This is a genomic window from Waltera sp., from assembly GCF_046969025.1.
GTDB lineage: Bacteria > Bacillota > Clostridia > Lachnospirales > Lachnospiraceae > Acetatifactor > Acetatifactor acetigignens.
In genome coordinates, this window is sequence record NZ_JBKVQF010000012.1 from 68,604 (window position 1) to 93,345 (window position 24,742).

A 24,742-nucleotide genomic window follows, 5' to 3' on the forward strand; every position below is an offset into this window, starting at 1 on the left:
TAAGGGGAAATTTCACTTTGTGAAATTGGATTTTCCTTCGGAAAACAAGGAGGATAAATCCTCTCCTCGCCATAGGGGCTCGGATTTTCCTTCGGAAAACAAGGAGGATTACAATGAAAAGAAACAAGATCTTAAGCCTGTTGCTGTCCGTTTCCATGCTGACTGCACTCACCGCCTGCGGAAGTCAGAGTTCCGATACTCCCGCAGCATCCACCACCGATAACGGAAGCACTACTGCTGCTACCGAAAGCACCGCTTCTTCCGATGACGGTTATGTACTGGACAAGGTTACCCTCGTCGTAGACGGTACCTTCAATGCATCTGTGGATGCTTATCAGGACAAATTCGTCGAACAATGGGACACAGCTGTCAGTGAAGCACTGGGCCATCCCATCAGTCTGAATATCCAGCAGTTAGACCATTCCAGCTATGTAGATGGCGTTGGCCGTCTGTTTGCCAGCGGTGATTACCCCGATGTCATTCTGCTGAATGCCGGTCAGTATGCAGAATATGCAAAAACAGGTCTTCTGTGGGATATGACAGCTGCTTATGATAATGCAAAGTTCCACAGCCACATGGTACTGCCCGCAGTAAACGAGAATGTCCGTATCGACGGCAGACAGTATGGTCTGTCCACCGGTCTTGGCGGCGGCTGTATCACTTATGTAAAGCAGGCATGGCTAGATGCAGTCGGCATGAAGGCTGAGGATATTACCGACTGGGATTCCTACTATGCAATGTTAAAGGCATTCACCGAGCAGGATCCCGATGGCAATGGCAAGAACGATACCTACGGCGTAGCTGCAGCAGGCTTTATCGGTTCCGAGGCTCCTTACACCAACTATCTGCCTCAGTTCTGGCAGAACGCATATCCCAGCTTCACCTATGATGAGAACGGTGTATGGTATGACGGTTTCAACACCCAGGAGACCAAAGATGCTCTGCTTCGTTTACAGCAGGCTTACGCAGACGGTGTCATCGATCCCGAATCCCTGACCATGGGTACCAAGGATGTCCGTGAAAAATGGTGGTCTTCCGATCAGTCCGGTTCCTTCGGTGCTTTCACCTACTGGTCCGGTTACTGGAACGATAACTTGGTTAACAACATGGATAAGAACGGTGTAGATTCCGGACTGGCAAGACTGGCCCCCATCGCTGAAATGGATGGCTACCTGAACAGAGAATCTCCTGTATACTGCATCATTGATGACGGTGACGGCGATGATTCCAGAGAACAGGCAATCTTCGATGCAGTCTTCGAGACCATGTTCGACGGCGGTACTGTACAGACCCTGTGGGTATACGGTGCAGAAGGCTACCATTGGTCTACTGAGGCTGAGACTATTGTTACCGGTGAAGGTACTGACAATGCCAAGACCTATGAATACAAAGACGGTGAGTTCCATCTGCGTCTGAATCCTTCCGATCCCAGTGCATTATGGAAAAAGAATGCTATCGATCCTTCTTCCATGATCTGCTCCTTAGAGAATGGTTTTGAATCCGCTACCGATCTGACCAAGGAATGTAACGAGTTCTTCTCCGAACACAGCGTAGACGCTCCCCACTCTGCTTCCTGTGACGGTATTACCAACTACGGCGGTACGATCAATGATGCCAAAAACGTAGTCATCGCCGAGGTTGTTGTAAAGGGCGGAGATGTAGATGCCGCTATGGACAATTATGTTAAGACTACCCAGGATATGGTAGACGAGATCCTCGGACAGCTGAATGCAGACTAAATAGTAAAAAATAACCGATTAGCAACCTGCTCCGCCGGGCGCACTAAAAAAGCCGCTTCACAAAAATGTGAGACGGCTTTTTACGGTAACTGGAAGGTTAGTTAAATACATTGGCAAAATCCACGAACTCCCGGAGCATACGATACACATGTCTCGATGTAAGGTCTCCGGATGTGAATTTTCTATGAAAAGTGATGAGTAGTTCTCGTCATGACGGGGCCGCCTACAGTCGACATCCATGTCGACAATCGGCTGACGCGGACATCGTGTCCGCTTTCCCCCTGCCTTTCAGCACTTTTCTAGAAAATATCAACATCCTCCGACAAACATCTTCGACATGGCACCGCATACGCCGGGAGTTCTGCGTTTTGGAAAGCTTTCAAAAAAACCAGTAGCCCCGGCTGGGTATAAGAATAAGCAGTGCCGTAAGCAGACGTCGGTACCATAGCGTCCCAAGGGACGCATTGCGGTCGTATTGTGACCGCTTATGTACCGCTACGCTCTGCGACAGGAGCGCATCGTACTAAAGTACGAGCGTGCCGCGTTTCTTATACCTTGCCAAGGGCTACGGGGATTTGATAGCATTTCTTAACTAACTTTCTATTTACTTCGTATCCTTCATAACATCTTTGTTCTTCACGAGATAATCGATCAGAGATACTACGGTGAGGATCAGTGCGATCCACATAATAATATCGGTGAGGATCTGTAACTGCGGGAAGTTGGCGATCATCAGACAGATCATAACCATCTGGAAGGTGGTCTTGAACTTGCCCCAGTAGCTTGCGGCGATGACTACACCGTTGTCGGAAGCGATCAGGCGGAAACCGCTGATGATGAACTCTCTGGCAATAATGATGATGACCACCCAGGAAGGGATGCGGTTCATCTCGATCAGTGCGATCATGGCGGAACATACTAACAGCTTATCCGCCAGCGGATCCATGAACTTTCCGAAATCTGTGATCAGATTGTATTTTCTGGCGATCTTACCGTCGATCAGATCCGTCAGACTGGCGATGATGAAGATAGCCAACGCGATCATATCCGTCACGAAGGTATTATCGCCGAACCATCCGGCCTGGCCTCCCAGCAACAGGATAATAAACGGCACGATCAGGATCACACGGAAAATAGTCAGCTTGTTAGGCAGATTCATCTTACTCATGGTATATCTCTCCTATCAGATCATATTCATTGGAATCGGTGACCAGAACCTTGACAAAATCTCCGGTCATCAGATTCGCTGAAGTATTTACAAACAGATAGCCATCCACATTAGGGGCATCTCTGTAGGTTCTTGCGACATAGGTCTCTTCGTCCGCTACCTTGCCCTCGATCATTACAGTCAGGATACGACCTACCATATCCTCCGCTTTGTCAAAAGCGATGGCCTGCTGCAGTTCCATCAGTTCATCTCTCCGGAATTCCTTGACTTCCTGCGGCACCTGATCTTCCATGGTGGCTGCGGGAGTATCTTCCTCCTGGGAATAAGGGAATACGCCCAGACGATCGAATTCCATCTCGTTAACAAAGCGATACAGTTCCTCAAAATCCTCCTGAGTCTCTCCAGGGAATCCGCTGATCAGAGTCGTTCTCAAACAGATATCGGGAATCTTCTCCCGAAGCTTACCGATGATAGCACGAAGTTCTGCCTGGTCGGTACGTCTTCCCATGCGCTTTAACACATTGTCGGAAGCATGCTGAATGGGAATATCCAGATAATTGCAGACCTTGGGCTCTGCAGCAATTGCATCAATCAGCTCGTCCGTGATCTCCTCAGGATAGCAATATAAAATACGGATCCAATAAATGCCGGGAATCTGCGCCAGTTCATGCAAAAGTCTGGGCAGTTCCTTTTTACCGTACAGATCCATACCGTACAGCGTGGTCTCCTGTGCTACCAGGATCAGCTCCCGTACGCCCTTGTCCGCCAACTCTGTGGCTTCTTTTAACAGACTCTCCTTGGGAACGCTGCGGTAATTGCCTCTAACCTTCGGAATAATGCAGTAGGTACAGTGTTTGTCACAGCCCTCTGCAATTTTCAGATACGCAAAATGTCCGCCTGTAGTGACAACACGGTTGGTCTCTGTCACAGGGGCGGCATTGATATCTTCATAATGATTCTGTTTCTGGCCTGCCAGAATCTCTTCCAGAGCGGCCACGATCTCATCGATGGCAGTAGTTCCGATAATGGCATCCACCTGCGGGATCTCCTTCTGGATTTCCTCACGGTAACGCTGTGCCAGACAACCTGCTGCGATCAATGCTTTGATCTGTCCGCTGTCCTTCAGTTCTCCCATCTGCAGTAATGTATTGATGCTCTCTTCCTTGGCATCACCGATAAAGCAGCAGGTGTTTACTACTACTACATCTGCCTCTGCTTCATCGTCCGTGAAGGTATAACCTTTTTCCTGGAGCATGCCAAGCATCTTCTCGGAATCGACAAGATTCTTGTCACAGCCCAGGGATACAAACAATATCTTCATGCGTCTTATGCTTCCTCATCATCACCAAGGATTTTAATCTTACCCTGATTCAGCTCTTCTACTGCGATAGACAGGGGCTTATCCACCTTGGCTGTTACCAGAGGCTCGTCACCTGCGATGATCTGTCTTGCTCTCTTAGCAGTTGCCATAACAATAGAATAACGGCTGTTGACTACAGGTGCTTCACCGGGTTCTACCTCGCTGTTTACTACTTTCATTAAATCGGTATAAGAGGGATGTAACATTTTATTTTGCTCCTTTCGCGAAACCTTTCAGTTCCTCTCTGATCTTTTTGATAAATTCTCTACGACGGGACGGTACATTTTTCGCTGCTTCCACATACTTCTGTACCGCTGCAGCACACTCGTCCAGATCGTCGTTCACTACTATATAATCATAGGCATCCATGCCTTCTGATTCTTCATAAGCCCGTGCCAGTCTCTGTGCGATCACATCTGCTGTCTCGGTTCCTCTGCCCACCAGTCTCTTCTGCAGTTCTTCTGCACTGGGAGGGGTAACAAACAGTAACAGGCTCTCCGGGAACTGCTCTTTGATCTTCATGGCTCCCTGGATCTCGATCTCTAAGATCACATCCTTGCCTGCCTGCATCTGCTCTTCCACATATGCTTTCGGTGTTCCGTAATAATTGCCGCAATACTGAGCATACTCGATAAATCCGTTTTTTGCAATATTTTCTTCAAATTGTTCTCTGGTACGGAAGAAATATTCTCTTCCGTCCTCCTCGCCTTCTCTGGGCTGTCTGGTAGTCATGGAAATGGACAACGCATAATTGTCATATTCCGATAACAGCTTTTTCACCAGTGTTCCTTTGCCGGCTCCGGAGAATCCGGAGATCACCATCAATATTCCCTTATTCTGCATCTTCTCTGTCCTCTTTTTCCTCTCCCGGCCACAGTGCCTGTGCTCTTCCCGCGATTGTCTCGGGAAGCAGTGCCGACAGAACGACCTGACTGTTCTCCATGACCAGTACCGCTTTCGTCTTCCGTCCCTGTGTGGCGTCGATTGCCTGTCCGGTCTCCTTGGCCTTCTGCACCAGTCGTTTGATGGGTGCGGCCTCCGGGCTGACGATGGCGATGATCTTATCCGTATTTACAATATTGCCAAATCCTATATGGATCAATCGGTTCATGGTATCACCTTTCGTAGCCATGCAGTTCCCATTCGCATAACCGCACGATATCGTGCTTCCCGCTGCTTCGCAGCTTGTTATTCAATATTCTGTATCTGCTCTCTGACTTTTTCGATCTCGGTCTTGAGCTCAATCGCACAGTTGGAGATCTCCAGATCGTTGGACTTGGACAGGATGGTGTTGGCTTCGCGGTTCATCTCCTGTGCCAGAAAATCCAGCTTTCTTCCGATACTGCCACCGGCCATCAGCGTACTCTTCGTGGTCTCGATATGGCTGCGCAGTCTCACCAGTTCCTCATCTACGCATACCTTATCTGCGAAGATCGTCACCTCGGTCAGAAGTCTTCCTTCATCTACAGTAGTATCGCCCAGCAGTTCCTTCACACGGTCTTCCAGCTTCTGACGGTACTCAGTAATGATCTGGGGAGAACGTTCCGTAATGAAATCCACCAGCTTCAGCATGCCATCCAGCTTGCTAATTAAGTCATCTCTTAAATGCTCGCCCTCGGTGATCCTGGTCTGTACAAACATCTCGCAGGCACCCTTCAGGGCTCTCTGCAGTTCTTTCCACAGTTCTTCCTCATCGATGTCCTGTTCTTCCATCACAAATACATCCGGATACTTGGACAAAGTGGACACTCGGATATCGCAGTCTAAGTCAAAATCACTGGCCATCTGCTTCAGGTATCCCAGATACTCCGCCGCCAGTTCCTTGTTGTAACGGACATTGGACGTGTTCTCGGAAAAATCCTCGTAGGTAATGAACAGATCTACTTTACCTCTGGAAATATAATTCTTCAGTTCACTGCGGATCGCAGATTCAAAGAAATTCAACTTCTTCGGCATTTTGATGTTCACATCAAGGTAGCGATGATTCACAGACTTCATCTCTACGGTAAACTTTCTGTTATTCTCGGCAGTTTCACATCTGCCAAATCCCGTCATACTCTTGATCATAGCTTCTCCTGTTGTAAGGGCGTGTAATACCTTCCGCAATTTACGGTTTTCATTCTATTATAGAATAAATATGCCCTTTCCGTCAAGTGCAGGTGCCCTATTTACACTATTTCCACTCGTCGTAATGCTCCAGAAAATGATGCTTCACACCATCCTCTTTGTAGGCGATGATCGTACGTAAGTTTACATTCTCCACACTCTTGAAAATATTCCCCTCGATAAAAGGGTTAGTCTGTTTCAGCGAAGCGATCAGGTTCTTAATCTCCATACGCTTGGAGGGACTGCTGCCATCGGTACGGCAAGTGGTACAAGTGTCAGTGAACCGGCAGGCACACTGAATAAAATGCAGATCATTGTAATCTCTCCAGTGCTTGATGTCATCCTCCCTGATCAGGTACATAGGGCGGATCAGCTCCATGCCCTCGAAATTCGTACTGTGAAGCTTCGGCATCATGGTCTGTACCTGTCCACCGTACAGCATTCCCATCAGGATCGTCTCGATGACGTCATCGTAATGATGTCCCAGAGCGATCTTGTTGCAGCCCAGCTCTTTCGCATGACTGTACAGATAGCCTCTGCGCATTCTCGCACACAGATAGCAGGGGGAATCCTCTATGTCATACACCGCATCAAATATCTGGGATTCAAAAATGGTGATGGGAATATCCATCAGCTTCGCATTGTTCTCAATGATCTTACGGTTTGCCTCGCTGTAGCCGGGATCCATCACTAAAAATACCAGTTCAAAGGGGAACTTGTTATGGCGTTTCAGCTCCTGGAACAGTTTTGCCATCAGCATGGAATCTTTACCGCCGGAAATGCATACAGCGATCTTGTCGTTTTCCTGAATCATATCGTATTCGTTGATAGCTTTGGCAAACCGGGAAAACAGGACTTTGTGGAACTTTTTGCGGATGCTCTTCTCAATTTCCCTTGCCCGTTCATTTTCCTTTTCTCCGGGCTGTTCCTTCTGCATCAGGTTCAGCAGCCATCCGGTATAGCCGCCCTGTAAGCTGTAGGCCTCCATTCCCTGTTCTCTGAAATACTCTGCAGACACCTTACTGTTCTGTCCACGGCTGCAATACAAAATTACTTTTTTATCCCCTGCTGCCGCCGCCAGTCTGTCTATAAGTTCACATTCGGGGATTGCAATGGCTCCGGGAATCATTCCATAGTTTACTGCTTCATCCCCTCTGGTATCCACCAGGATGTATCGGTCAAGGTCCCGGGACTGTAGTTCTTCCCATGTGATCTCAATGGGCCGTATTGTCTCTTTTTCTTCCATTTTTATATTCCTTTACTCTGCCCGAACAGGCAGTCTATTGTTTTTCCTCTCTCAGTCTGCTACACTGTTATTAAAAATATGGTAACTGAATCGTTACATTACATCCATAGAAAGGCACACAAATGATTCCTTATACTACTTTAGATTCCATTATAGCTCAAATGCCCGAACGCACCGGGCACACTCTGTTAGATGAAGACCAGGGGTGTGTAAAAGGGTGTCGTATGGGCGTATCCCTCTATCGCAACACAGAATATCACATGCCGCAAAAGCATGACGATCAGGAAGGCTTCTTCGTATTGGACGGAAAAGGATATGCTCTCATCAATGGCGAAGAAATCCCTCTGCTGCCCGGTACCGCCTTTATGGTACCGGCTCACACGGATCATGTGATCAGACGGGATCCCTCCTGTGACTGCTGTAAGGTTCTATGGTTCCATGCCGCAGTAGAATGATCCTCAGTCCCCACATACCGCCAGAAGCTCCGGCAGCTGTGCCTGAAGCTCTGTCAGGCTGTCGCACTTTTTGTCTACCAGCGCAAGAATCTCTTCTGTGGGCGGCAGCTGGTCCGGCACCATCACAGTATATAAACCTGCCGCATAGGCGGACCGGATACCGTTGAAGGAATCCTCCACCGCCAGTGCCTGTCCGGGTGCAACCCCAAGCTCCTCGCATGCCTTCAGATAAATATCGGGTGCAGGCTTGCCATGCTCCACCATGTCGCCGCAGATAATTTTCTGAAAATAAGATGTGATACCCGCTCTGTCCAGATGCTCCATAACTGCGGTCCTGCGTGTAGAGGATGCCAATGCTGTTGGAATGCGGTTCTCCTTCAGATATTCCAGGATCTCATGCACGCCCGGCTTCTCGGGAAGGCCTTCCCGTTCTTCCTTTTTCTTAAATCTCCGGCTGCAATCCTCATGCAATTCTTCAAAAGACACATCGATGCCCTGCTCTGCTTTCGCTGCCTCGAACACTTCCTTCGTGCCCTGCAGTGTCCTTCCGATACAGGCTTTGGAAATCTCGTCCACATTTTTAAGGCCCCTGGGCTCCGCCGCTTCTCTCCAGCACTCCATATACATCCTCTCGGTATCAAAGAGGACACCGTCCATATCAAATATCACTGCGGTTATTGTTGTCTTCATAATTCTCCTCACATCCAGAGCACCATCAGATTGTTACCCATACCGATGATCCTCATCATTTTGCGCGTAAATAGTAATCGATGATATCTGTCTCTTCCATGGAAATATAAGTTCCGTACATGGCTATGTTGCAGCACAATACCCTGCTTCCCGCAGGGAAGATCATCTCATATCCTTTAGACGAAGCCAGCCCCGGATATCTGTCATCCGCTCTTCCGTAGGAAAAATAAGCAGCGGAATTACCTATCTTCAAAGGTTTCGGTGCCCCAATCCCTCCGGCGATCAGAGCCTCGTCCTTTTTCCATTCAAAAAAGCTCCAGTTCTTTTTCTCTCCGAGTTGCCTTGGTTCTCTGCTTCGTTCCGTCAGCAGAATCTTACCCTGTGTATTTAAAAATGTCAATGCTCCCGTCTTTTTATCCACACGGATCTGAGCATATCCCGCTGTAATTTCCACCAGGGAAGGATTCTCCCGCACCGTGCATCTGAGGTCTCCTGCTGCCGTCACCGCCGCTTTCGGGAATTCACGACACTGCCCTTTGGCAAAACAAATCCGGAACAGATCCACCGCAAGGGGTGTGATCCGCAAGGTTCCGTAACTACTCAAAAGATCCACATAGCCCTTGCCCTTCATGACCATGCGCACAGCGCAGTCGATCCTGGAATGTCCGGCGGGCATCAGTGTTTTGGCATCCGGCATATCGCCGTACTCGCCGTTATTTTCTACCATCCGCGGCTCCTGTCTGCCGGTTGCTCTGCCAGCATTGCCGTTTCCTGCCCCGTATACTTTCGCAGGTGACGGCTGTCCCGTCCGCCTCGATTCAGGTCCCCCTGACTGTCCTGCTTTCTTCGGTGTAGCGCCGTCTGTTGTCCCCTGACTGTTTCTTGTCACGATGATCTTCTTTGGGCCGTAACGCTCTCTGGCCACACGTTCCTTTTCCGCTTCCTGTGCCCTCTGTCTGTAGATCTCTTCTTTTGTCTTCTCCGGCTCTGCCTGTTTTACCACCGTTTTCACCGGCTTCTTCTGGGCATCTGCGGCAAGGCGCATTCTCTGCTTCTGCTCTGGGGATACCGGATCTACGATCAGTCCGGTGAGTTTCCCCCGGTACAGCACCGTCAGTTCATGCAGGGCTCGGGTGGCTGCCACGTACAGCTGCTTCACATACCCGTCTTCCACCGGGTAATCTTCCTCCGAAGCGTTGAAGATCAGTACTGCATCGAATTCCAGACCTTTGGTGTATTTTAACGGAAGCACCATGACGCCCTCGCCGATCTCCCATTTTCCCGCATCTCCGGTATTCAGGTCCACGCTGCCCTGTAAGGCTGCTGTTACTTTTTCCGCCTCCGCTTCGTCAATGCAGACTACGGCAATGGTATCCAGCCCCTTGCTCTGCCATGCTTTGATGACCTGCTCCGCCTGTGTCACCTGCTCTGTAAAATCCACACATTTTTTCACCGCGACCGGTTCCCCATGACGTATGATGGGCTCCACCGAATAGACCGGAAAGCTTCCGTGATACAGAATGTCCGTGGCAAACTCCGAGATTTCCACCGTGTTACGGTAGCTTTTCTGCAAAATGCCGAAATAATCAAACTCTCCAGGCAGCATCAATTTCCGCAGTTCCGTCCAGTCGTTGAGACCGTAGCGGTCGGAAATATTCTGGGCCACATCTCCCATGATCGTATAGGTACATTTGCTCAGACAATATTTTAAAGACGCATAGGCCATCATGCCGAAATCCTGGGCTTCATCAATGACCACATGCCCCGCCTCCCGGATCACCGTGTCCTCCTTGATGCGCTTGTAGAGGTAGGCCATGGCCGCCAGATCATAGACATCGTAGCCACCTTCCGGCGCCTCGACCGTGAAATCTTTCTCCTGCTCTTCCTTCAGGAACTGTTCGTAGAGTTCCGCCACAGAGCCCTTCCATTCCCTTTTTCCGAAATAGGTCTCATAATAATGCTTGAGCTTCTGCTTTTCCGGCTGGGTATAGGAATAATATTTTCCGCTCAGCTCATTTTCCAGCCGTGCCATCAGATAATCCGTCAGTCTGCTGATTTTGTCCGCCCGGGACAGATCCTTTGTCTCTTTCAATAAGCGTGCAATGGTGGCCCGGTCCAGCAGCACTTTGCCAGTCTTTTCGATCACCACGTCCTCTCTGGGTATCGCGCGGTATTCGTAACGCAGGCAGAAATTCTCCAGCTCTTTAAACCAGACAAGAGTTCCCTTCACCGCCGGGGTCACACCTTTTACCACCGGCTTGATCTGCCAGGACTTGTCCCAGTCCTCGTACAAAAGCCTTACGAACAACTGCTCCATGGTCATCTGGGAGACACCGTAAACATTCAGTTCCGGCAGCACTCCCGTTATATAGTTTAAGAGCACCTGATTGCTTCCCACAATATAAAAATCTTCCGGTGCAAACTCCTGATCGTAGTTGTACAGGATGTAGGAAATACGGTGCATGGCCACTGTGGTCTTGCCGGAGCCCGCCGCTCCCTGTACGATCATGTTGTGCTGGGGCTTTTTGCGGATGACTTCGTTCTGCTCCTGCTGGATTGTGGCAATGATCTCGCCCAGCACCGCCTTTTTGTTCCGCGCCAGATATTTTGTCAGCAGTTCATCGTTGGCCACCACATCCGAATCGTAGAAGTCCTTCAGCTCATCATTTTCGATCTCATAGGTGCGCTTCCGCGACAGGGTGATGTCGTATTTTCCCTCCCCTTTTACGGAATAAGAGACATCCCCCAGGGCGGCATCGTAATATACGCTGGCAATGGGTGCTCTCCAGTCGATGACCTCCGGTTCTGCCGGGTTATCCGCAATGACACTTCTGCCGATATAGTAGACCTCGTCTTTTTTCAGTTTTTTGTCCCGGAAATCGATTCTGCCAAAGTAGGGCTTTTTCCTCGCCTGTTCCGCCCGGCGCAGATCCTGATTCACGAACTTGAAGCGGGCATCCGCATTGTGCCACAGGGTCTGGGCTTCCTTGTCGTTCTCGTCGAATTCCTCCTGCATGGCATGCAGTTCTTCCGCCAGAGCCTGTACACTCTGCCTGTTGGCATCCACCTTGCGCTGTGCGATCTCTAACGTATGCTGTAATCTTTTTTCCTCATCCTGCCTCGTAATGCCGGGTAAACTGCTCATATTCTCTCCTGTTCAAAACCATAAAAAAGAAAAAGCAAAGGAAGCCTGTCGAAGACTTCCTTTGTATGTATTCTAAATCACATTTTACCAGTCAGAGCCCCAGTCATCGTATCCTGAGTCCCAACTGTCATTGGAATCCCATCCGGAATCCCAGCTGTCATCATCCCAGCTATCGTTATTATCATCGCTGTACTCATAAGGAGTGTAATAGGACGAATCCTCAAAATCCTCATATTCCGCATCGCTGTCATAGCTGTAGGAATCGTAGTAATTCTCATAATCACTGTCCATCCAGGATTGCGACGGTGCGTATTGCCAGGAATTATCCTCCCACTCGTACCAGTCCCCGGAATAATAGTAATAGCTCTGGTCTCCATAAGTGTAGTAGCCGGTACTCGGTCCGCTTTCCCCTATGAGTGCAAAAATAACGGACAATGGTATGATTGCTATTATTGCTATCAGGAAAATCGAAAAAAGGGTTTTGGACAAGGCTTTTTCCGATTGCTTTTGCTGCGCAGAAGCAGTAGGCCCGGAAACCGGCTTTGCAGCTTTCGGCTGCTGGTGCGCCTTCTGTACGGCCACCCTTTCCTTCATCTTCTGGTAAAGTTCGTTGACCGCATAGGCTTCGTCCGATCCCTTGTAGCGTACCGCCCGGGTGCCATCCTCCTTGTTCTTATAGACGACAAAAGTGCCGTCGGTCTCATCCTTGTAAATACCGAAGGCTTTAGCTCCCTTGTAATCCTCACCGATAAAGGTCCGCATTTCCTCCAGCGGAAGGTTCATCTCCTTCGCCCAGGCTTTCAGTTCCTCAATGGTCTGAGGCACGCCGTTGGCATGACGGTTATAGTTGTTGTTTACTCCTCCGCAGTTCGGGCAGACCTGGTCGAAATCATTGATCCAGCTGCCACACCAGTCGCATTTTATCTTCATGTTCCCCTCCTGAAAATACACGTTGCAATAGTTTCTGTTTTATTGTACCACGTTCTGCACCTGCTGCCAACCTAGGAAATTGCCAATAAAATGCGGCTTTCTCTGAGGGTCTTGCTCTGGTCGTAATCATACTCTATGGTCTGGATACTGACATCCGGAAAACGGGCATGCAGCCGCTGCAAAATCCCCCGCTCGCAGACATGGCTGACCAGACATCCGAAGGGATGCAGGATCAGCACACTTCCACAGCCTTTTTCCACATATTGTATCACCTCTGCGGCAATCAGCCAGCCGTCACCGGTATTGCAGCCCTCCGCCAGAATCCCCTGCACTTTCTCCTTCAGTTCCGGGAACGGCAGATCCGTCTGGAACCGGTCTGTCTCCCCGATCACCGTAAGCAGATGTTTTTGTGCCTCACACAACCGGTGGAGCACAAAGGCACAGGCTTTCGCCATGATGGGATTGTGCTGGTACTTTTCTACCTTATACCGCTCTGTATCCACCAAATACAGACAGTAGTTGACGAAACCACCGCTGTAAGGCTCCATTCCCTGCCGGAGCAGAAAACTTTCGATATCGTCATTTCCCAGTTTCGAACATTTCATATAGATCTCACCGGTGATGCCGACTCTCTTTTTCTTCCCGGGTTTCACCGGTACCTTCGAAAATACTTCGCAGGCATACCGGTAATTTTTCTCTCTGGTGTGCCGTCCGTTCCTGTGTCTCCGAATGCTCTCGCACAGTTTCTTTTCCACCTGACTGCGGATGCGGTCCGTCTCTCCCGGATTCTGTTCGTAGGGCTTCACCTGCTGGTACAGGCACATGATCAGATCGCCATAGCATCCGGCAGCGATCCCACCGGACAACAGCCCCGGAGTAATACGAAAGCCGGTATGTTTTTCCTCTCCCATGAGATTTAAGGAAATCACGGGGATCTGCGCATACTCCGTCTGCCCCTGCTCCGCCATGCGGTACAACACTCTCTGGAGCAGATTGTAGATATTCCCGGCTCTGCAGGCACCACCCGCCTGCGGCTCCATAAAAGCGATCTCCCCCGGATCCCGCTCCCCGCTTTCCAGATATTCCAGGAACTGTGCAAGGATCAATACCGTCGGATAGCAATAGTCGTTACTGATATAGCGAAGTGCCAGAGTGCGGTCCTTCACCGGGTTCTTTAAAGTCTCGAAGGAATACCCCTCCGCCCGGAATGCCGCCTCCAAAAATACATTCGTGTACTCCAGCATCTCGCACAGCAGGATCGTACGGGTCTTCTTGTCATGACGTGTGAAATTTTTACATACTCTGTGCAGTTCCCCCATACGTTTTCCTCATCTGACCGGGTATCTCATCTGACAGGCCTTGTTCCATGATCATCATCAGCTTTTTTTAGTTTGTATTTTCTATTGGTATTCGTTCCTATTCTCTCAATATTTTCCATTTCAGAAATGATTGCCCTTGTTCTTGCCGGACTTAGCCCAATATAATCGGCAATTTCATTTGTCTTAGCTTCTCCATGTTGTGCGAGATACTCATATATTTTTGCAATATTACCGCTTGTTTTCTTTGCTTGTTTTCTTTGCTTGTTTTCTTCGCTTGTTTTCTTCGCTTGCTTTCTTCGCTTGCTTTTCTCACTTGTTTTTCAACAAATTCAAGTGTCAATATCGTCCGATCCGGATCAAACCGTTCTTCAATTACAGGTTCCTTCCATCCTTCATCTTCCCATGTATTAAATATATTAGGAACACCACTGCCGGAACGTTCACCGATATTAATAAGGTTAAACATCTTCATAAGAGATTTATTTCTCGGATCTGATTCTCCACCCTTACACATTTGTATTTTACCTGTCCTTATATATCCGGGATTCTCCAATACAAGTTTCTTAGGTTTTTTCACATCCATAATTATTTTATTATATACCCTGAAATAGAAATCACAAATATTTCCGGACCATTCCCCTGAACTGGATTGCAGACGATCTGTCCATCGAATAGCAGGATCAAGCATTTCACGATAATCCAGAAAGTATTCCGGAAAATGTCTTACAATGTTATATTCCTCTCCAAACATCAGCATCCCAGCCGCCGTAGGATGAAGTTGTCTGTCCTCTCTTGATATAGCTGCCGCGCCAATACTTCTCAAGTATTCACTATCGTTTAATCTTTCAAAAGGATGCCCCGGTTTCAATGTTCTGTGACGGTTTCTATATCCCTGTATCGTCTCATAGTTCAAATCCTCCATCGGGACCTCGTCCAGTACCTCCATATCCATAGTATTTTCAGCCTGATCACGAAGCATTGTTTTTACCTGTAGACGTGTACAACGATAATCGCCTTCATGATTTCTTCTAAATGTAGCGCCAAACAGATCATTATCAACATATACCGGCTTTTCTTCCCGTTTCGCCATTGGGACATGAATAACAATAATTAAATCCCCGTTTACATCATATATTTCTACATCATCGTCTTTTAAAATATTAGCACTTACTTTTTTGCGATTATTAATTGTATCCCAGAATTGCTTTATAAGTTTCTCTTTATCCGCCGCTTTAAGTCCTGTAGTATGCCAGGAACCATCCTTATTTTCTACAACACCAAGAATGATTACTCCACCATAGCAATTGGCAAATGCAGAATACTAGTCCCATAAGGACACTGGTAACCCTCCATTTGCCTTCTTAACTTCCCGACGATTATCTTCTTTGTATGAGTCAAATTTTGATATATCAAACAGATCCTTCAAACAATATATCCCCCTTTATTCATTTCCCGTCTTCTTTTCCTATATATAGCCACACAAATATTAACTGGTCATTTTTATTGTACTCATATCTTTGCCACAACGCAATGGTTCCCCAAAAATCTATTTTTATATTCCATTGTATTTCTTTAACTGCAACGCTTCCGTTGATTCTATGGTTGTATGCTTGCTACTTATATATCTACAAAAATATCCGTCAGTTCTTCACGGGATATCGCCGGTTCAAAATAATAGAGCTGTGTGTAAATTCCCGTATAAATAGTACTATCCTCAGGATCTGTGCCAAATGACATTCCACCGGTATCTACGATCCATTTCACTTTGTCATTTTCCCATACAAAATATAGGTTTCTGTCTCCACTGGTTAAATAATGCTCCCAGTAAAGAATATGTCCATCCAGATCATAATACTGAATTCCACCATCCGTATAATAATCTACATTATCTCTATAACTTATCTTTATGTAATCCTCATAGGATTCCCTTTGAAAAATATAATCCTCGGAGTCTCTTGCAGGGAAATTTCCAATAAAATCCAATTGCAGTCCATCATATTTTTCCAGACCATCCATGTTTATTAAAATACATGTATTTTTTATATCCGTGCTGTCTGGGACCGGTTCTTGAAATACAAAAACAGTATTTTCAGCAGAGGTCTTATAGGAGAACATTTTTATCCCTGCTATGTCTAATAATTCCTCTTTTGTTTCCATGTCCGCATTATATGTTTCCAGAAAATTCCTTACAAAGCCATTTTCACTCTGTCTGTCTGTTTTCATTTTGGATGTTAATACATCGTTTCCTTCATTGTCCCAGTAATATACCTGAACATCCTGCTTTCCGCAGCCGGAAAACATTAACATGAATCCTATTAACAATATGCTGATTTTTTCTTTCATTTTTCTCCTGACTTTCTATTTTTCCAGCATAAACCAGCCTTCTTCAATACGCATGATCATCTGGTTCTTATTCACCGGCACACAGACAATGTCCTCTCCATCCTGACATTTTATATTGCACACAAGAATCTCATCATCATAAATGCTCAGGCCATCGTGGATATCCATTTCCTGTTCAAAATCTTCCCGCCCCGTCTTTCTGACTTCTATTCCAACTGTCTGGCGGGCGGTCTCCAATATTCTGACTTCATCTTCCGAGACGATAACACTTTTTCCCAGCCAGTCTTCCGCCTTAAAATTCGTGCCCTGCAATATTCTTCCCGGCGCCTCCTTTTCTATTTCCTCAAAACCGCCTTCGTATGAGTTTTCATAGCTGTCCAGATATGCAATTTTCCATGTTCCGTTCAAATCTTTTTCACTCACCTTAGGGTCACAGTATTGAAACGGTTCTAGCAAATAATCCCCGCCGCAAAACCCATAGACTATATGTGTTTTATCTAAAATAACAATGTAATCCACGCAGTAGTCAGATTCATCATACATTTCATCAATATATCTAAGGAACCGGACCTGTTCTATATCCGCATAATCTTCTATCATCCAGAGAGAATCGATATCCAGCCATTCATCCTGAGTAGAATAAGAAACTATATCCGAATCATCAAATTGTATTTTTTCCCATTCCAGGTAATCCGGCCATGCCACAATGCTCTTTTCTACGGAATTTTCGCCAAGAATAACTGTCCTTCCCAAATAGTGCTGTCGAAAAAAATAACTGTATGCTCTATAGTACGTCGTGAGATGACGTGTAACCTTCCATTTTCCATTGTATGCCGCAGCAGTATTTTGGCCTTTGAAAACAACCACGCCTGCAAATACCAACAGCAACATGACTATTATTCTTCGAAATATTTTTCTTTTCACCCCTAAGTGCACCTCATTCTATGTATATATTTTTAACTGGTATATTAAGTTCTCTGATTATATTTTCTCCAAAAGGTAAAAAACACAATCCATCGTAAGAATAACAAACTGCTTATCACTGGAAATCATTATGTTCACTGCCGGAGATTTTCCCTTTATTCCATCTCTTGTGCCTCTTATTTCCAAATCCTGAAATTCATCATAATTTAGAATCCAGTCATATAATTCCGGATCTTCTTTTACGGCTTCACTTATATTATAGATCCAATTACGATCTATTATAGGAGATACCTCATAAGAAGGTTCTAAAACCTCACATTGATAACGTTCATATTTTTCAAGTCCTTCACTGGAAAATACATCTTCATTTATCACAATATGATTGCCTATGATGTCATGTCCCTCCGGATAATTCGTATAATCGTTCTGTATTTTTGTAAAGCCAAGCAATTTCGTAACTTCCCACTCGCCAAAAAACAATTCTTCAATTTCATCCATGGAAAATTCCTCTATCTTGTCATCTGCTTTTTCCGAATTTTGCTCTATCATTTCTTCCTCATTAACATTCTCCGTCTCATATAACGGTGCTAATAATCTTTCATATTTATCACCACTAAAAAAATCCGGAATCATCTTAATATCCTCTATATACCAGCCATCTTCACAATAAGATGCTTCTGTGCATTTTACTGTATTTTGACTTTTATCATTATCCTGGAATGAAATAAAACGAACCATTACCTTTCCATCTTTTTCAAACAATGTAGCACCGAGATAGACTTCATCATCAAATGTATCCGGCTGTTCTAAATCAATATCAGGATTATGAATAAAATTGTATGAATACTCCATCCAGCCTGTATTCTCCAAATGCAGAATAGAGATATTAACAGTACCGGAATCGGTTCCTCGTGTTGCTCTTTTCAACAGTACATCTGCTTTCCCATTTCCTGTTAAGTCACCGGTAGTAACTGTCGATTCACAATATCCTCTATAATCTTTTATTGCCACATCTATGCCATTTACATTTGCTATGATTGTTGTCAATCCAACATCACGTCTGTCAATCACACGCACCCTGTCTTCTTTTCCGTCTCCGTTTAAATCTGTTCTCGATTCAACTCCAAAATCGATGGGAATAGCGCTCTTCTGATAAATTGCTCCACTTTCATCAGTATCATGTGCACACCCCACTAAAAAAATTCCAATCATCATTAACAATACTATTTTTCTGACTACAAATTTTGTAACTGATAATGTTTTCATGCACCTTCCCTGCCTCATCCTATGTATTTATTTTCAGCTGATATCCTGAGTTTCATTATTAAAATAACATGCCGTTACATCATAGTTGCATCATTTTCCTGATAAAATAAAAAAGAACCGGCGGGCATTTTATTGCCTGTCGATTCTTTCTATGATTTTCATTTTCTAATTTTCCCTATTTTCTACCAGTGTTCCATACCCTTCATTTTTGCCAAGCTTATTAACCCATTCATCAATGCATAACTTATTTTCTTCCAGATAATCAGGACAGCCCGCCAAATTTTCAGCTTTAATTTTATCTAAATTTTTCCACCATTTGGGTAATCGATACAAAGTATGCGCAAAATGGCGGCATGAGCTGCACCACGCCCACATACCTCCTTTTTCATCTCCCTCTACATTTTTGCAGAAATACAGATGTCCCTCTTTTCCTCCACAAATAGGGCAAACTACGGGAAAGTCCTGCCTGTTTAAAGTCTCTATGTTCTCTAAAATGTCCATGATTTTATCATCATTGTCTTTCCACATTTATTTTTCCTCATTAATGTAGCAGCCCTGCCATATGCGTAGGAATACATACAATCCATCTTTAAATACGCATATTTTATTTTGATTATGCGCAAGTTTAAGAACACTCTATTTCATTATTATACGCATTATACGCATATTTAGCCATTTTTCAAAAGCATTATAAGCTGTCTACAAACTTTTAGACACACAAAAAAAGTGGAAACCTTGTATTTTCAAGGTTTCCACACTTTTCAAAAGAGCTGCTGACGGGAATCGGACCCGTGACCTCCGCACTACCAATGCGACGCTCTACCGACTGAGCCACAGCAGCATCACGTGACTGCTAACGCAATCACCGTGTTACATTTTATCAAAGGTATCTCACTTTGTCAATAGAATTATTTTAAATTATATATTTTTTTTGCACAATTCATTCATTATGCTTTCGGTGACCAGTCTGCGCATCTCTTCTGGGGGCATATCATCACCGATATGGTGGCACTGGTACATCAGATAGGAAATCATCCGAGCCAACAGCGCGTTGGTAATATAAGACAGCGGAATGTCCTCCCGCAGTTCTCCTTTCGCCCGTGCACTGTCTATGATCTGGCGGACCAAAAGATCCACCGGCCCGTTTTCCTTCTGTTCCGCTATCCGTTGCCGCAGAAGATTTCCCTCCTTGGAATGATCTGTCAGCAGATGCAGAAACGCCATGATGGCATCCACACACTGGGAATGTTCTTCCACCAGCAAAAGCATTCTGTGGATCTGGGTCTCCAGATCCGGACAGGTCTGAATCTGACGGGAGGCCTGTTCCGTTACTGTACGGATTTCATACAACAGAGCACAGACAATGATCTCTTCCTTGGAATCAAAATATTCATAAGCAGTTCCCTTGCCAATGCCCGCCAGCCCGGTGATCATGGACACGCTCATTTCCGAGATATCCTTGTCCTCCCGCAAAAGTGTGCTGACTGCCCGGTACATGGCGGTCACCTTGGGAGGCACCTGGTTCGGTGCCTCCAATCCGGTTATTTTACTCATTTTCCGCATCCCCCGTTTTTCCAGATCTTTGAGATTTTGCCAGCTTCTTAGCCGCTCTTCTCTCCTGTCTGCTCCGCTTATCGAAGATCAGATAGAAGGTCGGGATCAGGATCAGGGTCAGGATCGTGGAAGCCGTCAGACCGCCGATGATAACCAGTGCCATTCCCTGCATTATGACACCGTTATCGCCCAGTCCCAGTCCCATGGGGATCATGGACAGGATCGTTGTCAATGTCGTCATCAGGATAGGACGCAGACGGGTACTTCCGGAAGCCACCAGCGCATCCTCAGTGGACATTCCCTCTTCCCGCAGCATATTTGCGGAATCCACGAACAGAATACCGTTATTTACCACAATACCCATCAACATCAGAAATCCCATCAGGGATACCATACTAATGGTACTTTGCGTAATGAACAACAGCAGGAAGGATCCGATCAGTGCAAAAGGAATACACATCATGACCATGAAGGAGAATCTGGGGGATTCAAACTGCATTGCCATCACCAGGAATACCAGGAATGTAGCTACCAGAATTGCCTGCAACAATGCCTGGAACTCATCGTTCATCATTCCCGTCATCATACTGTCTGCCGGGGTTACAGAATCCGGGAATACCGTGTGATCCACCAGATCGTTGATAGCATTCTGGGCATCAAATATCTTCTCGGAGGTCATAGTGGACGTCACGCTGACCTGATACAGACCGTCCTGCTTCATGATGGTCTCCTGACTCTGTGCGTAATTGATCTCTGCAATATCTCTTAACGGTACCACGGTGCCAAAAGAAGTATCCAGTCCCAGATCCATCAGCAGGTTCAGATCATCATAGCTTCCTTCCGGATATTCCAGCCATACCGCATACTCCGAACCATCATTGGTGATCGTCAACGGATTCATACCGCTTAATACGTTATGTATGATCATGCCGACCTGAATGGGTGTCAGCCCGTACTGCATTGCCTTCAGAGGATCTACCACTACCTTGGCCAACGTCGTAGAGTTGGCCAGAGAGTTTTCTGTCTTTACGACACCGTCAATCTTCTCGATCTCTGCCTGCAGGTCTTCTGCGGCCTGTGCCAGTTCTGCCCTGTCACTGCCCTGTAAATCGATCTCATAGCTGCTGGTGCTCATCATGGAGCTCATACTGCTGCCGGAAGATGTTACCGTAACATCCATATCCGTCATACCGGCTGCAATCTCATTCCATTTATCTACTACCTGTGCTGTAGTCAGGGTTCTCTTCTTGATGAGATCTGCAGTAAGGGTTGCACTGGAGCCGCTGATGGATACGGAATAGAATTCCACATCCGGTTCCTCTTCAGCGATCTGTTCCCACAGCTTCAGTGCTTCATCCTCTTTTTCCAGTGTGGTACCGGAACGGAAATTCACCGTAACCGCCACGACTCCTTCATCCGCTGCAGGAATCAGCTCCATGTCCAGCGTTCCTGCCAGCAGAACCGTGCCGATCATCAGAGCCACAGCCACACCAACGACAGTCCTTCTGCGCTTCATCAGCTTCCGCAGGATCCTCTGATACCATGTGGTAAATTTCTTCAACAGCTTATCGATGGGCAGATTTTCTTTTTCCTTCGGTTTAAATACTGTGTAGAACAACGGTACCAACATCATAGCTGCGATCAGGGATGCCAGCATGGCAAATACAATGGTGAATCCCAGCTGCTCAAACATCTGTCCGGACAGGCCCTTCATAGTGGCCAGCGGCAGATATACCACGATGGTGGTAATGGTGGAAGCGATAATAGAAGCCGTCACTTCCTTCGTTCCCTCTAAGGCTGTCTGTTTCAGATCCGGTGTACTCTTCTGTCTTCGGAAACAGCTCTCGATCACAACGATGGAAGAGTCTACCATCATACCGATGGCAATGACCAGAGATCCCAGTGTTACAATGTTCATGGAGAATCCCATCATGCTCATAAGGATCAGAGTCAGGAACAGGGAAATGGGCATGGAGGCTCCGACGATCAGGCTGGCCTTGAAATCGCCAAAGAATAGGAACAGCACCGCCATGGTCAATACAACACCCAATAACAGGGTCTCGGCTACACTGGTCAGGGAGCTGATAATGGAGGAACTGGCATCATAAGTAACTTCAAATTCGATGGCCGGATTCTCCGCCTGGATCTGCTGTAATTTTTCCTTCACATCCCGGCAGGCATTTACCGTACCGGCACTACTTTTGTTCTTAATGCCGATGCTGACATTGTCCTGTCCGTTGTAACGGCTGATACTGGAAGCATCCTTGGATGCCGTAGTAACATTTGCAATATCCTGTAAGGTAATGACCTGTCCTTTGGTAGTCATCAGGGGTACTTCCCGCAGCTTCTGTACCGTATTGTACTCCATGGACGTCGCCACGCTGATGTCCTGACTGCCCTGGGTCACGCTGCCTGCAGGATAAGTAAAGTCTACGGTTCCCAGCATCTGTGCCACACTGGACATGGTCAGACCGTACTGCTTCATCAGGGTCTCATTGAGTTCTACTTTGATATAATCCTCGGAACCACCGGTGACGGATACCTGTGCCACGCTGGACAGAGATTCCAGTTCCGGTACCACGGATTCATTGACTACTTTTAACATATCCACATCGCCGACTTCCACTGCGGAGATCGTCATGACATCCATACTGTTCATGTTCATCTCAATGATGGTAGGCTGATCCACGTCATCCGGCAGACTTAACTTCGCCGTCTCCATGGCCGCACGGAGATCGTTGTGACATTCATCAATATCCACACCGTATTCATAGGTGAACAAGACCATACAATAATTTTCAAAGGAATAGGAATTCACGGAATCCACACCGCTCAGGGTGGAACCGGAATCTTCGATAACGGATGCCACGAGTTCATCCACGCTCTCCGGGTCTGCGCCGGGATAGGTAGCCATGACGATGAGCATAGGCATCTCAATGTCGGGCGTCAGTTCCATCTTGAATCCGAAAATGGAGCTGATGCCGAATACTGCCAGTGCCAGGATCACCAGAAAACAGGATACCGGTCTTTTCAGAGCAAGCTTTGTCAAATTCATTCTGCTGCCTCCCCTACTCTTCTGCCTTCACCGGTGCGGTGACTTCCACACCGTTCATCAGCTTGGGAGACCAGCTGGTGATCACGGTATCTCCGGGCTGTATTCCCTCAGTAACAGAAATCTGTGTATCATCAAACAGATCTGTGGTCACATAGGTCTTCACGGCCTTGCCATCCACACTTAAATATACATAAGAGCCGGTATTATCATAGTACACGGCATCATAAGGGATCAGTACCGCACTGTCGTTCGTATGATAGGTATCGGTCGTCAGTTTCACGGATACACCGCTGGGCAATGCACTGCCATCGGCATTTACCGCTGCTTTGATCTGGAACAGACCGGTCTGCTGGTTCACTGCCACTCCAATCTCGGTAATGTTACCGGTATAGCTGGCATTTCCTCGCTCCACAGTCACTTCCTGTCCCATAGTCAGTGTATTTTTCACAGCTTCGCTGACCTGAAAAGTCACGGTCATCATATTTTCATTGGCAATGGTGTACGCAGGATTGCTGCTTCCGGCAATGCCGTTGACTTCCACTCCCTTGCTCTGAATCGTACCGGAGATGGGAGCCTTGACAGTGTAGTAGGATAATGCCAGTTCCGCACTTTCCACGCCCACATTTGCCAGCTGTTCACTGGTGGACAGCTGCTTCTTCGTATCCTCCAGTGCCTGTCCCTGGGACAATGCCTGGGAACGATCCACAATATTCATGCTGCTCTTTGCTGCATTGTAAGCGGATTCCGCCTGCTGTAATCCGGCCACCAGAGAATTTCTGCTGGACTCCAGCTGTTTCTTCGTTCCTTTCAGTGTCTCGATCTGCGTCTTCATCTGCACAACACTTGACGCATTTCCGCCGCTCACACTGGATGACGCTGCTTTTATGGCATTCTCCAGCTGTGTAATATTTGCATTGCATGCGTCGATCTGATCTGAAAGATCATCATAGTTCTGGTCATAGGCATTTTTCGCCTGGACATATGCGATCTGTGCCTGATCATACCCGGACTGTGCCTGCACTCTGCTACTATCCATCTGGATATTGGCGGATTCCTGCTGTGTGGTCAGGGCACTGTCTGCCTGCTGCCTTACATTGGCCGCACTGAGCTGCGCCTGTTCTAACTGTAATTTTGCTGCGGAATCATCGATCTTGAACAGAACATCCCCGGCATTGACCTGATCCCCCACCTCAAAATAAGTATCCGTCACCGTGCCGGAGGCAAAGGGAATGACATAGACCAGTTCCTGGGGAGAAACCGTCCCCACAAAGCTGTTCTGCAGGGTCAGTTTTCCGGTCTGAGCCTGCTCCATATCTACAACGACCGCAGAGGTCTCCGCAGTGTCCTGCACCGCATTGCTGCCACAGCCTCCGAGCAACAGGCTGCCTCCCATCAACAACGCCATTCCGATGCTGCAATTTCTTTTCCATGTATTGTGCATG

At 46.9% G+C, this 24,742-nt stretch carries 22 protein-coding genes and 1 tRNA gene; 2 read left to right on the forward strand and 21 right to left on the reverse strand.

Annotated elements, in window-relative coordinates:
- Nucleotides 1-113: 113 nt before the first annotated feature.
- Nucleotides 114-1,739, forward strand: a complete 1,626-nt coding sequence (locus ACLTOH_RS08450; RefSeq protein WP_262594383.1) for an ABC transporter substrate-binding protein — start codon at nt 114-116, stop codon at nt 1,737-1,739.
- A gap of 604 nt (nt 1,740-2,343) precedes the next feature.
- Here the strand turns inward: ACLTOH_RS08450 and pgsA are convergent.
- The 7 genes from pgsA to ACLTOH_RS08485 form a co-directional block, all read right to left on the reverse strand.
- Nucleotides 2,344-2,898 carry a CDP-diacylglycerol--glycerol-3-phosphate 3-phosphatidyltransferase gene (pgsA, locus tag ACLTOH_RS08455; RefSeq protein WP_117466760.1) on the reverse strand — a complete coding sequence of 185 codons (555 nt, stop codon included), beginning with the start codon at nt 2,896-2,898 and terminating at the stop codon, nt 2,344-2,346.
- Nucleotide 2,899: 1 nt separating this feature from the next.
- The gene (gene rimO / locus ACLTOH_RS08460; protein ID WP_337762833.1) at nt 2,900-4,228 is read right to left on the reverse strand and encodes a 30S ribosomal protein S12 methylthiotransferase RimO; all 1,329 of its coding nucleotides are present in this window, start codon (nt 4,226-4,228) and stop codon (nt 2,900-2,902) included.
- A 5-nt stretch (nt 4,229-4,233) separates the two neighbouring features.
- Nucleotides 4,234-4,473 carry a DNA-directed RNA polymerase subunit omega gene (gene rpoZ / locus ACLTOH_RS08465; protein WP_022153806.1) on the reverse strand — a complete coding sequence of 80 codons (240 nt, stop codon included), beginning with the start codon at nt 4,471-4,473 and terminating at the stop codon, nt 4,234-4,236.
- A gap of 1 nt (nt 4,474) precedes the next feature.
- Entirely contained in the window at nt 4,475-5,110 is a 636-nt protein-coding gene (gmk, locus tag ACLTOH_RS08470) for a guanylate kinase (RefSeq protein ID WP_337762835.1), read from the reverse strand.
- Nucleotides 5,100-5,378 (reverse strand): DUF370 domain-containing protein, encoded by a 279-nt coding sequence (locus ACLTOH_RS08475; RefSeq protein ID WP_262594385.1) that lies wholly within the window; start codon nt 5,376-5,378, stop codon nt 5,100-5,102. The genes gmk and ACLTOH_RS08475 overlap by 11 nt, the downstream gene beginning before the upstream one ends.
- A 77-nt stretch (nt 5,379-5,455) precedes the next feature.
- On the reverse strand, nt 5,456-6,334 hold the full coding sequence (locus tag ACLTOH_RS08480; RefSeq protein ID WP_262594386.1) for a YicC/YloC family endoribonuclease: 879 nt from the start codon (nt 6,332-6,334) through the stop codon (nt 5,456-5,458).
- 106 nt (nt 6,335-6,440) lie between these two features.
- Complete coding sequence (locus ACLTOH_RS08485; protein WP_337415393.1) at nt 6,441-7,619, reverse strand: ATP-binding protein; 1,179 nt, start codon at nt 7,617-7,619, stop codon at nt 6,441-6,443.
- Nucleotides 7,620-7,741: 122 nt separating this feature from the next.
- Between ACLTOH_RS08485 and ACLTOH_RS08490 the strand changes: the two genes are divergently transcribed.
- Entirely contained in the window at nt 7,742-8,074 is a 333-nt protein-coding gene (locus tag ACLTOH_RS08490) for a cupin domain-containing protein (protein ID WP_227062001.1), read from the forward strand.
- Between the two features lie 3 nt (nt 8,075-8,077).
- Here the strand turns inward: ACLTOH_RS08490 and ACLTOH_RS08495 are convergent, their stop codons facing one another.
- The 14 genes from ACLTOH_RS08495 to ACLTOH_RS08560 all read right to left on the reverse strand — a co-directional run bounded on the left by ACLTOH_RS08495 (nt 8,078) and on the right by ACLTOH_RS08560 (nt 24,741).
- Nucleotides 8,078-8,764, reverse strand: a complete 687-nt coding sequence (locus tag ACLTOH_RS08495; protein ID WP_337418603.1) for an HAD family phosphatase — start codon at nt 8,762-8,764, stop codon at nt 8,078-8,080.
- 55 nt (nt 8,765-8,819) lie between these two features.
- Nucleotides 8,820-11,909, reverse strand: coding sequence for an AAA family ATPase (locus tag ACLTOH_RS08500; RefSeq protein ID WP_412223918.1), 3,090 nt, complete (start codon nt 11,907-11,909; stop codon nt 8,820-8,822).
- An 84-nt stretch (nt 11,910-11,993) separates the two neighbouring features.
- Nucleotides 11,994-12,839 carry a hypothetical protein gene (locus tag ACLTOH_RS08505; protein ID WP_412223921.1) on the reverse strand — a complete coding sequence of 282 codons (846 nt, stop codon included), beginning with the start codon at nt 12,837-12,839 and terminating at the stop codon, nt 11,994-11,996.
- A 71-nt stretch (nt 12,840-12,910) separates the two neighbouring features.
- The gene (locus tag ACLTOH_RS08510; RefSeq protein ID WP_412223923.1) at nt 12,911-14,158 is read right to left on the reverse strand and encodes a hypothetical protein; all 1,248 of its coding nucleotides are present in this window, start codon (nt 14,156-14,158) and stop codon (nt 12,911-12,913) included.
- 26 nt (nt 14,159-14,184) lie between these two features.
- The gene (locus ACLTOH_RS08515) at nt 14,185-14,385 is read right to left on the reverse strand and encodes a winged helix-turn-helix transcriptional regulator (RefSeq protein WP_412223934.1); all 201 of its coding nucleotides are present in this window, start codon (nt 14,383-14,385) and stop codon (nt 14,185-14,187) included.
- Nucleotides 14,310-15,446, reverse strand: coding sequence for an ATP-binding protein (locus tag ACLTOH_RS08520; protein ID WP_227062045.1), 1,137 nt, complete (start codon nt 15,444-15,446; stop codon nt 14,310-14,312). Before ACLTOH_RS08520 ends, ACLTOH_RS08515 begins: the two co-directional genes overlap by 76 nt.
- Nucleotides 15,447-15,775: 329 nt before the next feature.
- Complete coding sequence (locus ACLTOH_RS08525; protein WP_227061992.1) at nt 15,776-16,501, reverse strand: hypothetical protein; 726 nt, start codon at nt 16,499-16,501, stop codon at nt 15,776-15,778.
- Nucleotides 16,502-16,516: 15 nt separating this feature from the next.
- Entirely contained in the window at nt 16,517-17,254 is a 738-nt protein-coding gene (locus ACLTOH_RS08530; RefSeq protein WP_227061990.1) for a hypothetical protein, read from the reverse strand.
- A 228-nt stretch (nt 17,255-17,482) separates the two neighbouring features.
- Entirely contained in the window at nt 17,483-18,691 is a 1,209-nt protein-coding gene (locus ACLTOH_RS08535; protein WP_227061988.1) for a hypothetical protein, read from the reverse strand.
- A 165-nt stretch (nt 18,692-18,856) separates the two neighbouring features.
- Complete coding sequence (locus ACLTOH_RS08540; protein WP_227061985.1) at nt 18,857-19,219, reverse strand: hypothetical protein; 363 nt, start codon at nt 19,217-19,219, stop codon at nt 18,857-18,859.
- A 240-nt stretch (nt 19,220-19,459) separates the two neighbouring features.
- Nucleotides 19,460-19,532: transfer RNA gene (locus ACLTOH_RS08545), tRNA-Thr, on the reverse strand.
- A gap of 77 nt (nt 19,533-19,609) precedes the next feature.
- A complete protein-coding gene (locus ACLTOH_RS08550; protein WP_412223926.1) occupies nt 19,610-20,245 on the reverse strand; it encodes a TetR/AcrR family transcriptional regulator in 636 nt (211 codons plus the stop codon).
- Nucleotides 20,238-23,300, reverse strand: a complete 3,063-nt coding sequence (locus ACLTOH_RS08555; protein WP_412223927.1) for an efflux RND transporter permease subunit — start codon at nt 23,298-23,300, stop codon at nt 20,238-20,240. The genes ACLTOH_RS08550 and ACLTOH_RS08555 overlap by 8 nt, the downstream gene beginning before the upstream one ends.
- A 13-nt stretch (nt 23,301-23,313) precedes the next feature.
- Nucleotides 23,314-24,741: an efflux RND transporter periplasmic adaptor subunit gene (locus tag ACLTOH_RS08560; RefSeq protein WP_412223929.1), complete on the reverse strand. Its 1,428-nt coding sequence runs from the start codon at nt 24,739-24,741 to the stop codon at nt 23,314-23,316.
- Between the last annotated feature and the right edge of the window lies 1 nt (nt 24,742).